This window comes from Crossiella sp. S99.2 (assembly GCF_023094165.1).
GTDB lineage: Bacteria > Actinomycetota > Actinomycetes > Mycobacteriales > Pseudonocardiaceae > Crossiella.
In genome coordinates this window covers 30,996-46,970 of record NZ_JALMDK010000025.1, presented here as the reverse complement: position 1 = coordinate 46,970, position 15,975 = coordinate 30,996, and the positions used below count along the sequence as shown (strand labels likewise).

At 66.3% G+C, this 15,975-nt stretch carries 12 protein-coding genes and 1 pseudogene; 3 read left to right on the top strand and 10 right to left on the bottom strand.

Annotation, left to right across the window (positions count from 1 at the left end; translation table 11 throughout):
* Window positions 1-82 precede the first annotated feature (82 nt).
* From MZC64_RS46005 to MZC64_RS45975, 7 genes and pseudogenes are all read right to left on the bottom strand, one after another.
* The gene (locus tag MZC64_RS46005; protein WP_247765964.1) at window positions 83-571 is read right to left on the bottom strand and encodes a hypothetical protein; all 489 of its coding nucleotides are present in this window, start codon (window positions 569-571) and stop codon (window positions 83-85) included.
* 1,374 nt (window positions 572-1,945) lie between these two features.
* A pseudogene (locus MZC64_RS46000) lies at window positions 1,946-2,749 on the bottom strand (SAM-dependent methyltransferase); the annotation flags it as partial.
* A gap of 176 nt (window positions 2,750-2,925) precedes the next feature.
* Entirely contained in the window at window positions 2,926-3,180 is a 255-nt protein-coding gene (locus MZC64_RS45995) for a hypothetical protein (RefSeq protein ID WP_247765966.1), read from the bottom strand.
* Window positions 3,181-3,376: 196 nt separating this feature from the next.
* Window positions 3,377-5,317, bottom strand: coding sequence for a primary-amine oxidase (locus tag MZC64_RS45990; protein ID WP_247765967.1), 1,941 nt, complete (start codon window positions 5,315-5,317; stop codon window positions 3,377-3,379).
* 46 nt (window positions 5,318-5,363) lie between these two features.
* Window positions 5,364-6,845, bottom strand: coding sequence for an APC family permease (locus MZC64_RS45985; RefSeq protein ID WP_247765968.1), 1,482 nt, complete (start codon window positions 6,843-6,845; stop codon window positions 5,364-5,366).
* A gap of 10 nt (window positions 6,846-6,855) precedes the next feature.
* Window positions 6,856-7,839 carry a hypothetical protein gene (locus tag MZC64_RS45980; RefSeq protein ID WP_247765969.1) on the bottom strand — a complete coding sequence of 328 codons (984 nt, stop codon included), beginning with the start codon at window positions 7,837-7,839 and terminating at the stop codon, window positions 6,856-6,858.
* A 98-nt stretch (window positions 7,840-7,937) separates the two neighbouring features.
* Window positions 7,938-8,654 (bottom strand): phosphoribosyltransferase, encoded by a 717-nt coding sequence (locus tag MZC64_RS45975; protein ID WP_247765998.1) that lies wholly within the window; start codon window positions 8,652-8,654, stop codon window positions 7,938-7,940.
* A gap of 453 nt (window positions 8,655-9,107) precedes the next feature.
* Here MZC64_RS45975 and MZC64_RS45970 point away from each other — a divergent pair, with 453 nt between their 5' ends.
* Window positions 9,108-9,599 carry an NUDIX hydrolase gene (locus MZC64_RS45970; RefSeq protein ID WP_247797800.1) on the top strand — a complete coding sequence of 164 codons (492 nt, stop codon included), beginning with the start codon at window positions 9,108-9,110 and terminating at the stop codon, window positions 9,597-9,599.
* Between the two features lie 46 nt (window positions 9,600-9,645).
* On the top strand, window positions 9,646-10,887 hold the full coding sequence (locus MZC64_RS45965; protein ID WP_247765971.1) for a helix-turn-helix transcriptional regulator: 1,242 nt from the start codon (window positions 9,646-9,648) through the stop codon (window positions 10,885-10,887).
* Between the two features lie 309 nt (window positions 10,888-11,196).
* Here the strand turns inward: MZC64_RS45965 and MZC64_RS45960 are convergent, their stop codons facing one another.
* Together MZC64_RS45960 and MZC64_RS45955 are read right to left on the bottom strand one after the other, a co-directional pair.
* The gene (locus tag MZC64_RS45960; RefSeq protein WP_247765972.1) at window positions 11,197-11,706 is read right to left on the bottom strand and encodes a hypothetical protein; all 510 of its coding nucleotides are present in this window, start codon (window positions 11,704-11,706) and stop codon (window positions 11,197-11,199) included.
* Between the two features lie 533 nt (window positions 11,707-12,239).
* Window positions 12,240-12,596: an Lsr2 family protein gene (locus tag MZC64_RS45955; protein ID WP_247765973.1), complete on the bottom strand. Its 357-nt coding sequence runs from the start codon at window positions 12,594-12,596 to the stop codon at window positions 12,240-12,242.
* Between the two features lie 755 nt (window positions 12,597-13,351).
* On the opposite strand from MZC64_RS45955, the gene MZC64_RS45950 reads away from it, so the two are divergent.
* The gene (locus MZC64_RS45950) at window positions 13,352-13,747 is read left to right on the top strand and encodes a hypothetical protein (RefSeq protein WP_247765974.1); all 396 of its coding nucleotides are present in this window, start codon (window positions 13,352-13,354) and stop codon (window positions 13,745-13,747) included.
* A gap of 15 nt (window positions 13,748-13,762) precedes the next feature.
* On the opposite strand, the gene MZC64_RS45945 is transcribed toward MZC64_RS45950, so the two are convergent.
* The gene (locus MZC64_RS45945) at window positions 13,763-15,778 is read right to left on the bottom strand and encodes a tetratricopeptide repeat protein (protein ID WP_247765975.1); all 2,016 of its coding nucleotides are present in this window, start codon (window positions 15,776-15,778) and stop codon (window positions 13,763-13,765) included.
* Window positions 15,779-15,975 lie beyond the last annotated feature (197 nt).

Here is a 15,975-nt window from a genome sequence, read left to right as displayed (position 1 = left end):
GGTGAGGAGAAACATCAACAGTGGGAGTACCGGCACTCGCCGGGCTTGCGGGGTGTGCGCCGGTTGCCGAGGCAGGCAGGCGCTATCCGTCCTGGGTGCTGCTGCTCTCGGCGTGGAGCGCGTGATCGGGCAGTGGGCCGTAGAACTGATACACGCCACCGCGTTCTCGGGTGTACATCAGGCCTTGGCGAAGGTGTCGCGGTTCCAGGCCGGACCAGGCCACGGCTTCATTGGCTGCGACGCTGAGTCGATACATCGATCGGTCGGTGCTGAGCACCATCCAGCGCAGCCACCACCACCCGAGCCAGATCGCGATCACGACGAGACCGGTCACAGCCATGAGGCCGCCCACCGTCTTGTGCACCTCGCGGTGGATCCTCGTGCCGAATCCCAGCAGGATCAGGGCCGTGAGAAGGCAGGTCGGTGCCCCGGTCCGGAGTGCCCGGCGGTACCGGAGGAGGGAACGGTCCAACTGTTCTCGGCACCACTCCGTATCAGGTACCGCGGTGTGCTCGGCATTTCCGGGCGCCTGGCTATGGGACTGGATGGGCAGTGGCAACGAGCCGGCCATGGCTCCTCTTCCGGCGTGGTGGTGAGTGGGTGTCGGAAAGGCAGAGGTGTCATGCTCGGGTGTCCACGGGCGGTGCACCCGCTACGGTGTGGCGGCTGCGGGCAGTCACTGCGGCGGCAACCCCAGACGGCCAGGTCCGCAGCGCCTGGGACCAGGCATGTGTCGCATCTGTGGGGTGCGGCGGACTCGACGTTGCCCGGCACGGTCCAGAAGCAGGTGGCGGAGCGGGCCAGGCCGCAGGCATCGACGAGGTGCAGTGCCCAGTGAGCCGCGTCCTCGGACATGTCTGCGGGCACTGGCCGCGGCGATGCGGAGCTTGTCGGCACAGCGTGCCGAGTGTGCCCTGCCCTTGCGAGGAGCAGTGCGCAGGTAGGCAGTGCCGCCCTCTGACAGATCGCACTGGTGTGTCCTGACTGCGATGGGCGGAGTCGTGTGCGCGTCGGCTGGTTGTTCTGTTGGGCAGGAGTGGAGGTGGTCATGAGTCTGTCGGCTGGGTCTGGAGTGGCTCAGTGGGAAGGGAAGTTGGGCGGCGGTGATCGCTGGTGCTGCGTGCGGGCTGGCTGATCGGGTGCAGCGCTGTGGGGTTCGGCCGGGACGCGTGCTTCCCGTGCGTCCTGTGAAGTGGAGGTCCTTCCGCTCTGGTGCCGCCGCGGTACTGATGCGGACGCACCTGTGACAGGTGGGAAGTGGCCCGGCGGTGGCGTCTGCGGTGACTGGCCTCGCGCACCCGGTAGCGATGGTCATGGGCTCCAGGCCGGTGGCGCCTGCGTGGGCGAAGCCCCCGGGCCTCATTCACCATCCGGTGTCCACTTCCCCTGGCTTCGGGCGTCTGGGACATCTGGTGATGTGTCCACGGGCGACTGCGGCGCACGGGCAGTTGAGGTGCTCGGGTGCTGACGGCGATCACCGGTCGGGCCTTTCTGTGTTGGAGGGCGTGATCCCTGTGGTGATGCCAGGGAACCTGTCAGGATCGGGTGACTGGGTGCAGATCAGTCCGTGGTGCTTGTGCGGCAGAGCCTTGGGCTGGTGCACTCCGGTACCCGAGGGTGATTGAATCGCGGTCGTGCCGCTTGCGCTGAGCGCACCGCGGAGCATCAGCGCGGTGATTCTGTGTCGACGGTCCGCTCGGGCAGGCATGGATGATCGAGGGAGTGTGGTCATGTCCGTCTCAGAGGCCCACGATCTGAAGTTGTTTCCTGACTCCACTGTAGACAGTGGTGGTCACGGTGCGCTGCGCCGGTTCGGGTTGACCAGGCGCAGCGATGCCTGCCTCGGCCGAGAGGGGCGTTGCCAGACCGCGGAAATGTCTGCCCTCGGGTCTGTGGCGATGGCCAGGAGGACCGGTATGGCCGCTGGAGGGAGTGAGCCTTGGTGGCGCCAGCGTGTCTGGGCCACGATTCCCGGTTCCAGCAGACGCCAGTCCCGCAGCGCCACCTCCAGTTCTGCCCAGGTGGTCAGCGGGAAGGAGAGGCCAGCGTCGCGATAGATCCTGCCCATGTTCTTGGCTACCAGGATCTCCTTCGCTGTCGGGGTGCAGCCGAATCCGGTGGCGGCGATGGCGATCACGCTGCCCGCTGGCAGGGCTGTGCGGGCGTGGGTGATCAGCTCTCGGAACTCGGCGTCGTTCAGGCCGGTCAGGGGCAAGAGCATCAGCAGCGGTTCCTGGTCACCCAATGCCTGACAGGCCCGCACATCGGCCAGGATCGTCGTGAGCCGAGAGTCGGCCACGTGTACTACCCGGGCATCCATGGGGACTGGAGCGGGCTCTCTGGTGCTGGCAATGAGTTCCTCGCACACTAGGGCGGCCTCGACCGGATCCTCCAGCGCGTAGATGTATCTGATGGAGTTCGTGCTGCCGCGGTGGTGTGCGGCGAACTGTTCGTGCGGCATCGTGGTAGGTACGGGCGCACCGTTGCCGATCTGCAGGACCTGTCGGATGCCCGCCCTGGCACCGGCGAGGAGTGTCTCCTCGACAAACGTCGCCGTGATCGCGGCGGCTGCTCCCCAGGTCGGGTCCGCGGCATCGAGTGCTGTGGCGAGTGTGCGGTCTGCGGGGGTAGTGAGCGCTCCGCCGAGGCAGCCGTTGAGCAGACGTGCTCGACTAACGCCAGGGGCGTACGGCCACCGTTGGTCGCCAGGGGTCCCGCGTCGTATTTCGGTGCCGATGGCTGCGGCCATGGTTCACTGTGCCCTTCTGGTTCCGAGAGTGTCGTTGGTGTCCTATGTGGACGCCGATGTGGTGTCGCCGGTGAACGATCGGGGACATTGTTTGGCGTCAGGTCAGCAGCAGTGCGCGATCGTGAGCCGTTGTGCTTGGCTGCTGTGACGGCCCGCCTGAGCTCCAGCGGCAGAGGTCAGTCTGAGCCAGGTGACGCAGTCTCCGGCGGGTGCAGCCGCCAGCTGGCGATATGCCTGTCGCGGATGTTCACCAGGCCTGAGAACCGCGCCCCGGTGGTGCTGTCTCGTGCCGTGATCGAGGCCCAGCGTGAGGCGACCGCTTCCTGATCGGCTCCGCTGCGGATGCAGGTTGGCTCTGGCGTTGCCAGTTCCACAGTCACGGCGTAGCGGTCCACGGTGGAGTGTTCGCTACAGACCAGGTCGATGACCATGGCTGCTTCGGCCTGGCTCAATGGTCCTGGGCTGTGGAGGGGGTCCTCATGGTGGGTATCGGGGTCGTTCATAGATTTCCTGTCAGTGCGGACATGGGTTGCGTGGCGGATCCTCGGCGCGGTGACTGCACAGTAGGCACCACCCGCTGTGCTGCGGCGGGAGTGTCCCCCCTGCGGTGAGGATCGTGGCTGGTTGCTAGTGGCAGGCTGAGCGATCGTGGCTGGGGGTTGTGCCAGCGGAGGCCGGAAGGTCGAGCATCGGGTTGCGGTCGAAGAAGCCGTTGGGCGTGAGGGCGAACCCTGTCTGGGCTGTCGGCATGACCGGCCAGTCCTCAGTGGACGGTGAGTGCAAGGTCCCCAGTACCGGCCACAGTGTCAGCGTGGTGTCGGTCAGTGAACGTTGTTGACGGATCCAGTCGGGAATGCCGCCACCGCCGTTGCTCTGATTCACAAAGTCGCCGGCGGGATACCACTCACTGAGCCTGTGCTGGGTGATCCACAGGTCCTTGGTGGCGAAGGCGGCACGGTGCGCTATGGAACTCTCCGGTGCTGCGAGCAGTCTGGGGGCCGGATTGAGGTGGAGGCTGTAGGCGGTGGGCGCGCCGGCCGCGTTGCGGGCCGTCGCGCTGCTGACGCGCCACATCCGCCCCCGGGCCGGATCTGTCACCCGGCCCGACATGGCCTCGGACTCGATCAGGGTCGTTTGGGTCCGGAAGGCATTGCCTGCCGGGTTGTCAGGTCCCGGTGGGGCTGCCACGGCGTCTACCTCATGGACAGTGATCTCTGCGCCGTCGATCTCCGGAACGAGACGGAAGGCGAAAAAATGCTGATGAATGGGCGCCATCAGCTCCGGGGTGATGCGGCCGCCGTAGCCGTCGGGTTCACCGGGCAGTGCCGCTCGGGTCTGGATGATCCCGCCTAGTTTGACAGTGCACTCGATCCGGCCGTCATAGTGCAGCGAGTATTCGACGCAGTATTCATAGTTGCCGACGGTGAACCAGGAGGAGAGCACCAGGCGACGGGCTCGGCGGACAACGGGGCGGTCTTCCCAGCGGAAGTTGTTGTGCCGCCAGGCGATACTGGCGTCCTCCTCATGGAGGCAGATGGCGTTGGGCTTGGCTTCGGGCCGGCCGTCATGGTCGGGGATGGTGGCATCCAGGTAGACGATCTCGCCGACGCAGTCACAGCCCAGCCGGAGCGAATTGACTTGCCGTCCCAGGTGGTACTCACCGACGTCGAAGGCGTTGCGCCAGGAGAACAGCGGATGGGGGTCGCCGTAGGGCACGACCATTTCGGCCAGTGCCAGGTGGTGCAGCACCCGGCGGGAGCGGTCTCCGTCCTGATAGGACACATCGCTGAGGACCAGGCCGTCCACCGGGTGCAGGGCGATGTGGGCGCGCCAGTTGTGCCAGGTGATCACACCGCCGTCGACGGTGAAGCTCGGCCCTTCCGGCTGGGTGATGGTCAGGGGGCGGATGTCGGTGCGGGGTGGCCCGAGGTGTTCGGTGAGGTAGTTGGCGCAGTCGGCGGGAATCGGCGCGGGGCCGGTGTCCTCCAGGTGCAGGACGTTGCGCTGGGTCAGATCGACGGTGACGATCAGGGGCAGGGGGTGGGCGTAGCCGTTGTCTTGGGGAAAGTGCCGCTGGTAGAGGGTGGCCCGCACGATCCGCCGAGATGGGTCCACTCCCTTGATCGGGAGATTGCCCGCGGTCCAGGGATCGCATTGCAGCAACTCCAGATCGATGATGCCGTGGCGTGCCAACGCCGCGACGGCGCGGGCATCGGAGGTCACGATCTCTGACAGGGTCATCAGTTCGTCGCTGGTGATCGCCGGCTGCAGTCCTGGCCGGACCTGCCACAAGGAGATGCGCGGTGGAGACAGGCACACCTCTCCGAGGTAGGTCTGGCCCTGGTGGTCGTTGGCGATGACCGTGGCCCACCGGGTTCCCTGGCCTTGTCCACGACGGAAGGCGGCGTTGTCCTGCATGGTCGGTGGCACAGCCGCAATCAGGGAGAAGCGCAGGGCGAGATCAGGGTGCGTTCTGGTGATCAGGTCCCGCACTGTGTCGATCTCGGCCGCGGTGAGCGGGTCGGCGGGATGCAGCGCGGGGACCGCGGCAGGCTGTGCGGTGGTCATCGGGGGTCCTTCGCAGAAGTCTCTGTGCTGGGTAGGCTGCGGCAACTTAGTGAGTCAGGAAGCCGGTGGGTCCTTCGCTGTGGTGGCGGCCGCCGTTGCCGATCTGGTCATAGATCTCCGGACGGTGGCGTTGGAGCCAGCTTGCCCATCCGAGGCCGCCGAGCCCGGCGGCGATGACTGCGGCGGGAGGGATCCACCACAAGGGGGTGCTGCTGCCCAAGATGATGTCGAAGTTGAGCAGTACCAGCAGCGTCAGGGCGGAGAGGACACCAGCGGACAGGGCTGGGGCGATGCTGCGTGACCACCGGCTGACCGTGGTGTTCCGGTGCCGGAAATAGCTGATCACCGCGATCGAGGTCATGGCCATCAGCAGCAGGATCCCCAGCGCCCCCAGACCGGATGTCCAGACCGCGAGGTGCTGTACCGGGTGCAGATCAGCCGCCCAGAACAGGATCACCACGCCCAGGGAGATGACGAACTGGACGAAGGCTCCGACCACCGGCGCGCCGGTTTCGCTGTGTTGGCGGCCCAGCGCGGTCCACAGCACGCGTTCACGCCCCAGGGCGAACAGGTACCGGGCGACCATGGTGGCGAAGGCCAGCAGCGCGGCAAACATCGAGGAGAGATAGATCAGCGGCCCTACCTGTCCGAACCAAGGGCCGAGCAGTTGCGACCCGACGGTGAACAGGAAACTGGACCCCAGTTTCTGTGCCTGGGTCACGACCTGTCCTGGGCCGGTGGCCGCGGTCATCGACCAGGCGATGAGGCTGTAGCCCAGGGTGATCGCGGCGATCGCGATGTAGGTGGCCTTGGCGACCGTGCGGGAGGGCTCACGGCATTCGGCGGCGTACAGACCCGCTGATTCCACCCCGGTGTAGGCAGCCACGCACAGGCACAGCGCGGCGGTGAAGGACCCGGTGGCCACCGCATCGGGAGACAGGGCGAGCAGCATCGACTCCGGCTGTGCGGGGGTCAGCGCGGCGCCGAAGACGAATCCGGCCACCAGCAGGCACTCCACGACCAGGAGCCCTCCCAGCAGGCGGGCGTTGATCTCGATCCGGCTCACTCCGCAGACCAGGACCACAAAGGCCACCGCGGCCGCAGGAATCACCCAGGGAAACTCCGGCAGGCCCAGCAGAGCGAGTTGCTCGGAGGCCATCGCACCGAGAAACCCGTAGACGCTGACCTGGATGGCGCTGTAGGCCAGCACCGCAACGAAAGCGGCCGCGACTCCCGCGCGTGGCCCCAGACCGCGGGCGACGTAGGTGAACATCCCGCCGCCGGTGACCACATGGCGGCTCATCGCTCCGTAGCCGATGGAGAACAGCAGAATGAGGCCGCCGACACCCAGGTATACCCAGGGCAGGCCTACCATCCCGGAGGCGGCGAAGGCCGCGGGAGTGCCGCCGGCGGCGACGGTCAGCGGCGCCGAGGCCGAGATAACGACCGCGACGACGGCCAGGCCGCCGAGTTTGCGGCGTGGCAGGTCAGCGGAGAAACTGGCGCTGGAAGGCTCAGTCAGGGACATGCCGATTCCTTCAGGGCTGTCGGTGACGGGGAGAAGGTAGGGCCGCCGCGGGCGGTGGGGGCGTGTGGAGGGCTTTCTCGCCGCGCACCCGTTCACGATGTTCCTGGAATGCCTCGGCTGGATTCTCGTGATCCAATCCCCATGGCCACGGGGTCAGGTGGGGGCCGATGTGGTCAAAGACGTCCACCGCCGCCTCGAGCTGTCCTGTGTGGACCAAGGCGTAGGCCAGATAGTTGGCCTCGCGGATGCTGGTGGCATGCTCACCGTGCCGTTGATCCCACCAGCTGACGAGGGCCTCGCTCACGCTCTGGCGGACCTTGCGGTCCCGCCACGGTGACCGGAAACCCCTGCGGTGCTGGGGTGATCCGGCCTGGAGGTGCGAGGCGATGAGCTGTTCACAGGCCGCGATCAGTGGCAGCACGTGCCGGGGTGATCCGGAGGTGGCACCACGGCGCAGTTCACGCGCCGTGGACAGCACCTGCTCGGCGCTGCCATGCCACTGAGGTGAGTAGTACTGGAGGTACTGGCGGTGGCCTTCGGTGAACTCATCCCGGCGCGACTCAGGTTGAGCTGCAAGATTGCCCGCAAAGCGCCACCATGCGCCGCCGATGACGGGATCAGCTCCGGAAGGGTGCCGCAACCGCGGCGGCAGGCACCGGACCATCGTCAACAAGGCGACCTGTGCGAACAGATTGCCGCCCCGGGACGCATCCACGCACTGATGCCAGGCCACGGTGACCTGCTGGATGTCGGCGGGGTCCAGAAATGCACGAGCGACGTCGGTGTAGACCTGAAGGAGAAGGGCTGATTCGTCTGCCCTGTGGGTGATCCACCGATCGATGGTGTCGTGCCGACAGCCCTCCTGCGCCAAGACCTGCAGTCGATGAATCATGACATCCCCGGTCACGTCGCGAGGGTTGAGCAGGCGCTGCGCCGCACCCCACCGTCCGCGGGTGAACTCGTGCACCGCCTCTGCCAACGCGTCATCGTTCAAGGCCGAACGGAACCACGGTGCCTGCTCACCCCGCCGTAGGTGTCGGTGTCCCATGATCGATCGCGCCTCTCGTGCGAGGGCGGACTCGAGTGTGCGCACTAGATCCCCCGCTGTTCTGGTGGCTTCTGAGTGCTGCTGTCGATCACTGCCGCGCCGTCCTGACTGGCATCGGCTGCCGGAGTGTCAACGAGCTGTTCGGAACGACTCAGCAGGGACTCCTGGCGGTGGCAGATCTCCTGCATGCTGTGCCAGGGAAAGTTCGGTGGCTGGCTCAGTTCCATCGCGTGGTAGGTCACTGTTGTGGTGCTGGCGCTGCGGTTGGCCGCTGTCCATGCTGTGGTGTTGACCGCGATGACTGCTGTGTGAATCCGCTGTGGCCGCAGGCGTTGCAACCTCCGGCGGGCCGCACGCAGGGTGCCACCTGTGTTGGCGAGGTCGTCGACGATGAGGACATCGCGGCCGTCGAGGTCTGTGGCATCCCAACTGCCGGCCAGGACGTAGTCAGGGACTGTGCCAAGTCTCCGATGGTGGCGGTCGAACAGAACTCCCAATGCCTCGAGGGGAAGGTCGAGGGCGTGGAGGAGTAGTTGGGCTGGCACGAGTCCGCCCGGCACCACTGCGATGATGCGTGTCGGGCGCCAGCCCTCGTCATGGACAGACTGGGCAAGTGCGTAGGCGGCCTGGGTAATCACCGCGTGGTCCAATTTCAGGTTCAACTGCACAGCCCCCTGTGTGATATTGCGACTAGCAGGCCCCGCACCGCCGTGCAGGGCTTCAAAAATCAAGCGTCCTGCCTCACCAACTCGGCGCAACATCTGCACGGTCGGAAGGATCGGTGCGGCTCGAAGCGCACAGTTCTACTCCGACCGCTCCCCCGACGGCCGTCCAGATGTCCCCGCTCAAGCCGGCATCCAGTCGCCAGCACAACACCCGGGCCGACCCCGGTGGTTCGCCGGAGGGGACTCACCCTCCGGCTTAGCGGACCAACGTGCATTCGCACCTCCTCAGAGCAGCAACACTGCGACTCACCTCCCGCTCGGCAGGCAAGGATCCGCGGGGAGGCGGCGGGAGGGGCGTCTAGCGACAGCAAGGACGCAGGGCCGATCACGCGAGGTGCCGCAGACGCATGCCTTCCATGATCAGTGTCGAACACTGTGACCTGCGACAACAGGGGCATATCTGGACCACATCCCAGTTGAGCACATGCTCAAGTAGACCGTTTTGGTCTACACCGGGACCACGCCGCCGGGCAGGTAGGCTTCGGGGCTGTGGAACCTGTGAAACTGGACCTGCTTCCATACCCTGAGTACGCAGCCTCGCTGATCAGAAAGCGCGTCTCCGCCGGAGCGCTATTCCACGACGGGCGTGGCCGCGTTGTACTGGTAGAGCCCACTTACAAGGAGTCGTGGGAGATCCCGGGAGGTGCCGCCAAGGCAGGCGAGAGCCCACGACGCACAGCGGTTCGCGAGGTCGGTGAAGAACTCGGCATCGACTGGCAGGGTGGACGGTTGCTGGTCATCGACTACGTGCCTGCCAACGGCCCGATGCCTGAAGGCCTAGCCTTCGTTTATGACGGCGGCGTGCTCAGCGACTCCGAGGTGGAGGCCATCGTGTCAACTGACCCGGAGATTCGCTCCGTGGGTCTGTACACGATGGACGAGGTCGAAAAGCTTGTCAGCCCCGGCCTTGCCCACAGGATCAGGCTAGGCTTGCAAGCCATTCGAGAGGGTCTCCTCCTCGAACACGAACCCCAGAACTGAATCACTCGTCAGCAGCGAATCAGGTAAAGCCACAGCGGAGGTTCCCGTGTCACATCCGACGGAGGCCTTCGCTCTGCCTGAGATTCTCGCCCGGCGCCGCATGACGCTGAACATGTCCCAACAGGAGCTCGCGGACAAGACCGCGCTCACCAAGGACACGATCAGCCGGATTGAACGCGGCGTACGATCGCCGCGGCCTGACACCATTACGAAGCTGGCCGCCGGTGTGGGCCTGTCCAGGAGTGCGCTGCTTGGACTCCCGCCGACACCACGTGCTTCCCAGGCCGACGATGCCACGAGATTGCGCGACCTTCGGCGGGCGATCACCTTCGGCGCGGTTCCATGTCTGGATGAGTTCCCTGAGACCTACGAGGTCACCGCCCCTGACGTCCTTATAGCCAGTACCCATCAGGCATGGCAGGACTATGTGGCTGGTCGCAACGGCGAACTGCTGGCCACCTTGCCCATTCTGCTCATCGACGCGCACCGACTCGAACACGCCACCACCGGCCATGCCAACGCCGAGGCACACCGTGTGCTGTCCACGACACGACGCCTCGCGGCAGGGTTGGCGGGCAGGCTCAAGCTGGACGATCTTGCCTGGACAGCGGCCATGAGGGCACTGGAGGCCGCAGGTGAGTCAGATTCACCAGAGACTGAGACGGCGATCTCGACCCGGTATCTCGTGTGGACGCATGTCCGGCTGAAGCAAACCACGGAGGCCGAGCGGCTGGCCCTGGCCGCGGCCGCGCGGATCGAACCACGGATGCTCGACCGGGATCCAGTCCGTGCCGGCATCTTCGGCAACCTGCTCTTCAACGGTGCCAGTGCGGCCTCCCGAGAGGGCAATCACCGCCAGGCGCAGGATGTGCTGGCCGTGGCAGAGGCAGCAGCGATTCGTAGCGGTACGGACATGGTCAGCGAGGCCGCCATCTTCGGTCCCAGAGTCTCCGCTATCCAACAGGTCGACCATGCTTTGCGGCGAGGGGATCCTGAGAGCGCGTTGAGGCTCGCCAGCCGCATTCCGGCCTCGACCGGCCAAGTGCCCGCCTTCTGGGAGGCCGGCCACTACTTGCACTGTGCTGCGGCCGCGGTGCAGCTAGGTCAGGACCAACTCGCGCTCAGGTTCCTTGCCCAGGCACAGGAGATCGCCCCGGACTGGTCCCGTCAGCAACCGTTGGGCATGTCGACCATGTACACCCTTCTCGGGCGTGCGGCCAAGAAACCCGGCGGCTTGTTCGCTGCACTTGCTGCCTACTACGGCATTGCCGATGAGCTAGTGCGGTAGCGGGCACCTCGCAGCTCCGTCTGATCAAGGGCCCGGTGCGGAAACTCACCTCCGAACGGAGGAGTTCTCGGCTGTGGTTGTCGACAAACACGGGACGTGCGCCGACTCAATGTCACAGGTGCCTCCACGGCCCGGCGACAACCCTCAACACAACAGGGGCAGAAGTCTGGCGGCCTGACACACCAACGATTCGGGGCACTCTAGCATCGGAGGCCCCAGCGGCTGGGCGCCAGGCGCCAGCAGTGATCAGCGAAGTCGCTCAGGTATTAAGGCTCCACCGACTGCGACCTGCTTCATCCGTCCGCAGGCCTACCCGCCGATAGAGCGCTCGGCCCGCCGCCGTCCCCAGTAGGCGCCCGCAGCCCGCACCATTGCTGCAGGAATGCGGACGGGATAGTCCGGCGCCTGCCGCGCCTTCCCGACTGTGTCTGGGGCCTGCAGGAATTCCAACAGGGTGCGCAGCTGGCCGAAGTCACAGTCGTTGCGCCACGGGAATCCCTGGTCCTTGACCAGCCAGTGACACAGATCGTGATAGCTGATGCCGGCGGCGTCGGCGACCTGGTGGGCAATCTCGTCCACACGACGCTTGAGCGCGTAGCGGGCCTGTTCCTCGGCGTACTGCTCCGGACTCCGGCGACCCTCCAGTTCCTCCGTGGTGTAGTAGGTCGCCGCGGCCGCGGCGAAGTCCTTCCAGTAGGCGGCTTCGCCACCGGGGTAGTCAGGGTAGGCGACCGCGAACCTCGCCTCACCCTGAGGATGTTCGGCATAGAGCCCGTGGCGGTCGTGCTCCAGGAACTCGTTGTCGGTTGCCTCGGTCACGGCGATTGACACTACTCAGCCTGTCGCCCCCACATGCCACGGCGTGACGGGCATGAACAGAATGCCCGCCCTGTGCCTGAACAGGCGCACTGCCACAACAGACACAGCGCTTGGTTCGGCTGACGTAGAACAGATTCGCCACGGTGCCCTGGTCAGGAGTTCTGTGCGCTGCCCTGGCTGCGACTCTCGGCATCTCCTCCGGCGTAGCGCGGTGGTAGGTCACGGCACCTTGTCGTGTCGCGCTCCGTGGCCCTGTGCCGGATCCCAGGCTCCGGTGGCACTGGCTGACTAGAGACTTGTCGCCGCACCGCCGTGGTGCGATCTCCAGCGATGCCACCCCAGCGCGCGACCCCACTCACCGACAGACCGGACAGACCAGGTTCGCAGAGAGAGATGGTGTCGTGCAGGACGGTCGGGGTCAGCAGGTCAGCTGACCAAGCCAGGGTGTGCGGCAACACCAGGCCAGCTGTCAGGCACCTCTGGTTGGCCGGTCCGCTGATGAACCGCAGGTGCAGTGCCGGCAGTTGCCTGTGCTAGTGCGCTGCCTCGAAGGCTTCGACGATTGAGGCAGGGATCCGGCCCCGGTCGGCCAACTGGTGTCCGTTGGTGCGCGCCCAGTCCCGGATGGCTCTGGTCTGGTCCTTGCTTCGACCATCACCCCCCGCGCGGCGCAGAGACGGTGACTGCGCGGTGCCGCGCTTGATGCGGCCGCCAGTGCGCCGGGCAGCGTCCACGAAGCGTGCCAGATTTTCACGGAGTTGTGTCGCGTTGGCGTCGTTGAGGTCGATCTCATAGACAACACCATCGAGGGAGAACTCGATGCGAGAGATATCGTCGCTGGTGTTCCCGTCCAGGTCGTCGATGAGCTGAACGACGGTTCGCTGTGCCATTACTCCGCCTCAAGGGGTAGCGGTGGATGTCGCTATCACGATAGCAAGAGGGCACTTGATTGCTGCCCTAGGTGGGCAGTGTGTGAAATGTGGGCTTGTTTCCTTTCCGTGTTGGGTAAGGTGTCAGCGCACATCCGTTGACGCTTACGGGGACGCCGTGAGTGTGGCCTGGTGCCTGAGCGCTGCGGCAGGCTCGGTGGTGGCACCTGGTTCAGGCGTGGTGAGGCAACACACGGCCTACTTGTCACAGGACGCGCGCTGGCGGCGGGAACGGCCACGACGATGGTGACGGCACCTCGGCCAGCGGTCGCTGCGTCTGGCTGTCACATAATCAGCGTCGGGATATGTGGTTCGCTTCGCCGGGGGCGCAACTGCTTACCTGCCGCGCTCGTGAGACCGGGGCGTAGCGCGGCGGTGTCAACACAGACGAGGTGCTTGCGTGTGATGGCGGTGGCGGGATGGTCAGGGCCCAGCAGTCGAGCCCGCCGGCCAGCAACCACGATTCGAGCCACAAGATCCCAGCGGCACGCGGCCGCGACTGCCGTGCGAGCACCGCGCCATCACCAACTCACTCGGCCCGCACACCTCGCCAAGACCGCCAGCAAGATCCGGACAAGCCGGATCACCGGCGATGGGAGAAGGATGGACGGATGCGCGGTGAGGACCCACGTTCAGTAGCGTGCCACGTGGTGAAGCGGTCACAGGAACGGCGTCGGTGAGGGCTATGACTGCACTGCGGTGCGAGGAGAGCGGCTGTGAGTGACTCCGTGGGGAGATTCGAGATCAGCCGCGAGCAGCGTGAGCTGCTGTGGACGGCCATTTCGACGGTGCGGGACGCCAGTCCGCGGCAGGAAGATGATGCAGACACTGAAGACATCATTGACGCAACGGTTCCCGTCATCGGCATGGTCGTGGCGCAGGAGGTCCTGACGCGAGGCGCTGCTGTGGACGAGGCCTGGCACGAGGCAGGCACGGAGGCACGGCACGCCTGGGAGCAGTTCAGCAGGGCATGCACGCCGGTCGACACGGCTGACGCGATCGTGGCGCTGAGCAACGCCATGGCCGCACTGGCGACATTCCTGCCGGGCTATGACTACAGGACCGGCTCGATCATCGAGCCCGACGACGAACCTGACGCACAACCGCGCTGAGGAAGCCCGGTGATGCTAGCTGTTCTCCGGCTCGCGGGTTTCCAGTGCGCGCAGCCGAGTACGCAGGTCCGCAGCCTGATAGTCGCCGAATGCCTCGAAAATCGCCAGGGCTTCCCGCCAGCAGGTGATCGCCCGCTGGGTGTTGCCGATGTGACACAGGGAGGTCCCTAGCGCGTCGAGAATGCCTGCGCTCTCCAGCGGGTAGGACTCGCTGATGGTCAGGGCCTGCTCGCACACGGCGATGGCCTCCTGGTGCGCGCCCAGGCCCTGGTGTGCGCGGGCCAGCTGTTCCAGCGCCTCCGCTTCGCCGATGCGATCAACCGCTTGCTGTCGGAGTGACAGTCCGCGTCGGGCATGGTGCAGCGCCTGGTGGTGGCTGCCGAGACCAGCGTGCGCCATGCTGAGGTAGCACTCGATCACCCCTTCCAGCCGTCCGTTCTGGGCGCCTGGGCTCAGCGGCAGAGCCTTCTGGAAATAGTCAAGTGCCTCGGCACACCGCCCTTGCTGACTGCACCACCTGCCGAGATCGAGCAGGGCGGCTGCTTCCCGCCCTGGATCACCCAGCGTGCGTGCCAGTACACGAGCATCGTGGAAGACAGCGAACGCCTCGTCGAGCCGGGATAGCCGTTGCAGCATCTCTCCCAGGTTCATCAGCGCCTCGTACTCAGCGGCCTGATCACCGCTACGGCGCCCTGCCGTCAGGCACAGCCAATCAAGCTCCAGCTCCTCGGCTGACAACGCCTTCCTGGACAAGAAGTTGACCGTGGTGATGCCGAGCAGGAGGACGAGATCGTCGTGGCCTTGGTGGGCGGCGGTGCGGGCTGCGGCGACCAGGTTGTCGCTCTCTAGTTCCGCCCACTGCCAGGCGTGGGCCACGCCGTCGAAGGTGATCACGGGATGGGTCGTGGTGGGTGCTTCCAGGATCCTGAGCCTGGAGGAGAAAGCCGGGCGGTCGATCACATAGGCGGTCTTGATGTGGTGGGCGTACCACTGCAGCAGAGCCCGGTGCAGGCGGGCCCGATCCTCGGGGAGGTCCTCGGCCTCGGTGAGTTCGGCGGCGTAGGCGCGCAGCAGGTCGTGGAAGCGATACCTGTCCCGGGCGACCTGCTGCACCAGGTGGACCTCGGTGAGTGCGCCCAGCAGGTGCCGGGCGGGGGCAAGACCGACTTCGGCGATCGCGGCCGCCACGTGCAGGCTGATCTCCGGCCCGGGATGCAGGCCGAGCCGCCGGAACAGCCTGGCCTGTTGCTCGGTCAGTTGCCGGTAGGACCAGGCGAAGACCGCGCGTACGGCCAGGGTGTGGTCGCCGATGTTGCTGAGCAGGTCCAGCCGGGTCTGGTCACCGGCCATCTCAGCGACCAACTCGCCGAGGGTGGTGTGCGGGTGGGCCGCGGCGTGGCCGGCGGCGATGCGCAGTGCCAGCGGCAACCGGGCGCAGTAACGGATCAGCGCAGCGACGGCCTCCGGTTCGGCCGCGATCCGGACTGGGCCGAGCGTGGCGTGCAGGAGCCGGCGTGCCTCGGCGGAGGTGAGCAGGTCGAGGGTGAGGCGGGTGGCGGCCTCACCAATGACCAGCCCGGTCAGTCTGGCCCGGCTGGTGACCACCACCAGGCTGCCGGGGCTGCCGGGTAGCAGGGGCCGCACCTGGTGGACGGAGTTGGCGTTGTCTAGCACGATCAGCACGCGGCGCCCGGCCAGCACCGAGCGGTACAGCCCTGCCTGGGCATCGAGACCGGGCGGGATGCGGTCGCCCGGAACGCCTAGGGCGTGCAGGAATCCGGCGAGCGCCTCGTCGGGGGTGGCGGGGGTGGCGGGGCCGTAGCCGCGGAGGTTGACGAACAGGGTTCCGTCGGGAAAGTGGTGCTGGACCCGGTGGGCCCAGTGCACAGCCAGGGTGGTCTTGCCGACTCCGGCGGTGCCGTCAACCGCGGAGATCACCACCGCTCCCCCGGCGACGTGGTCCTCGTGGGGCAGCAGGCCGTCGAGGGCGGCCAGGTGTTCGGCGCGGCCGGTGAAACCGGATACCGCCAAGGGCAGCTGCCGCGGTATCTGCCCGGCTTGACCGGTGCCGGCAGAGCCGGCGACAGTGACGGTGAGGTGATGGATGGTCCTGGCCTGTACGACCGGGCCGTGGTGTTGATTGTCTTTCTGGGTGGAGATGAAGATCGGGTTGTGTGCCACTCCACATGAACACCGGCAGGTAGCAGCCGAAGGTCGGTTGATGCCCA

What these genes read in the sequence shown, in the direction of transcription:
- MZC64_RS46005 (WP_247765964.1), bottom strand. Translation starts at nt 571, where the DNA reads ATGGCCGGCTCGTTGCCACTGCCCATCCAGTCCCATAGCCAGGCGCCC.
- MZC64_RS45995 (WP_247765966.1), bottom strand. Translation starts at nt 3,180, where the DNA reads ATGGTCATCGACCTGGTCTGTAGCGAACACTCCACCGTGGACCGCTAC.
- MZC64_RS45990 (WP_247765967.1), bottom strand. Translation starts at nt 5,317, where the DNA reads ATGACCACCGCACAGCCTGCCGCGGTCCCCGCGCTGCATCCCGCCGAC.
- MZC64_RS45985 (WP_247765968.1), bottom strand. Translation starts at nt 6,845, where the DNA reads ATGTCCCTGACTGAGCCTTCCAGCGCCAGTTTCTCCGCTGACCTGCCA.
- MZC64_RS45975 (WP_247765998.1), bottom strand. Translation starts at nt 8,654, where the DNA reads ATGTTGCGCCGAGTTGGTGAGGCAGGACGCTTGATTTTTGAAGCCCTG.
- MZC64_RS45955 (WP_247765973.1), bottom strand. Translation starts at nt 12,596, where the DNA reads ATGGCACAGCGAACCGTCGTTCAGCTCATCGACGACCTGGACGGGAAC.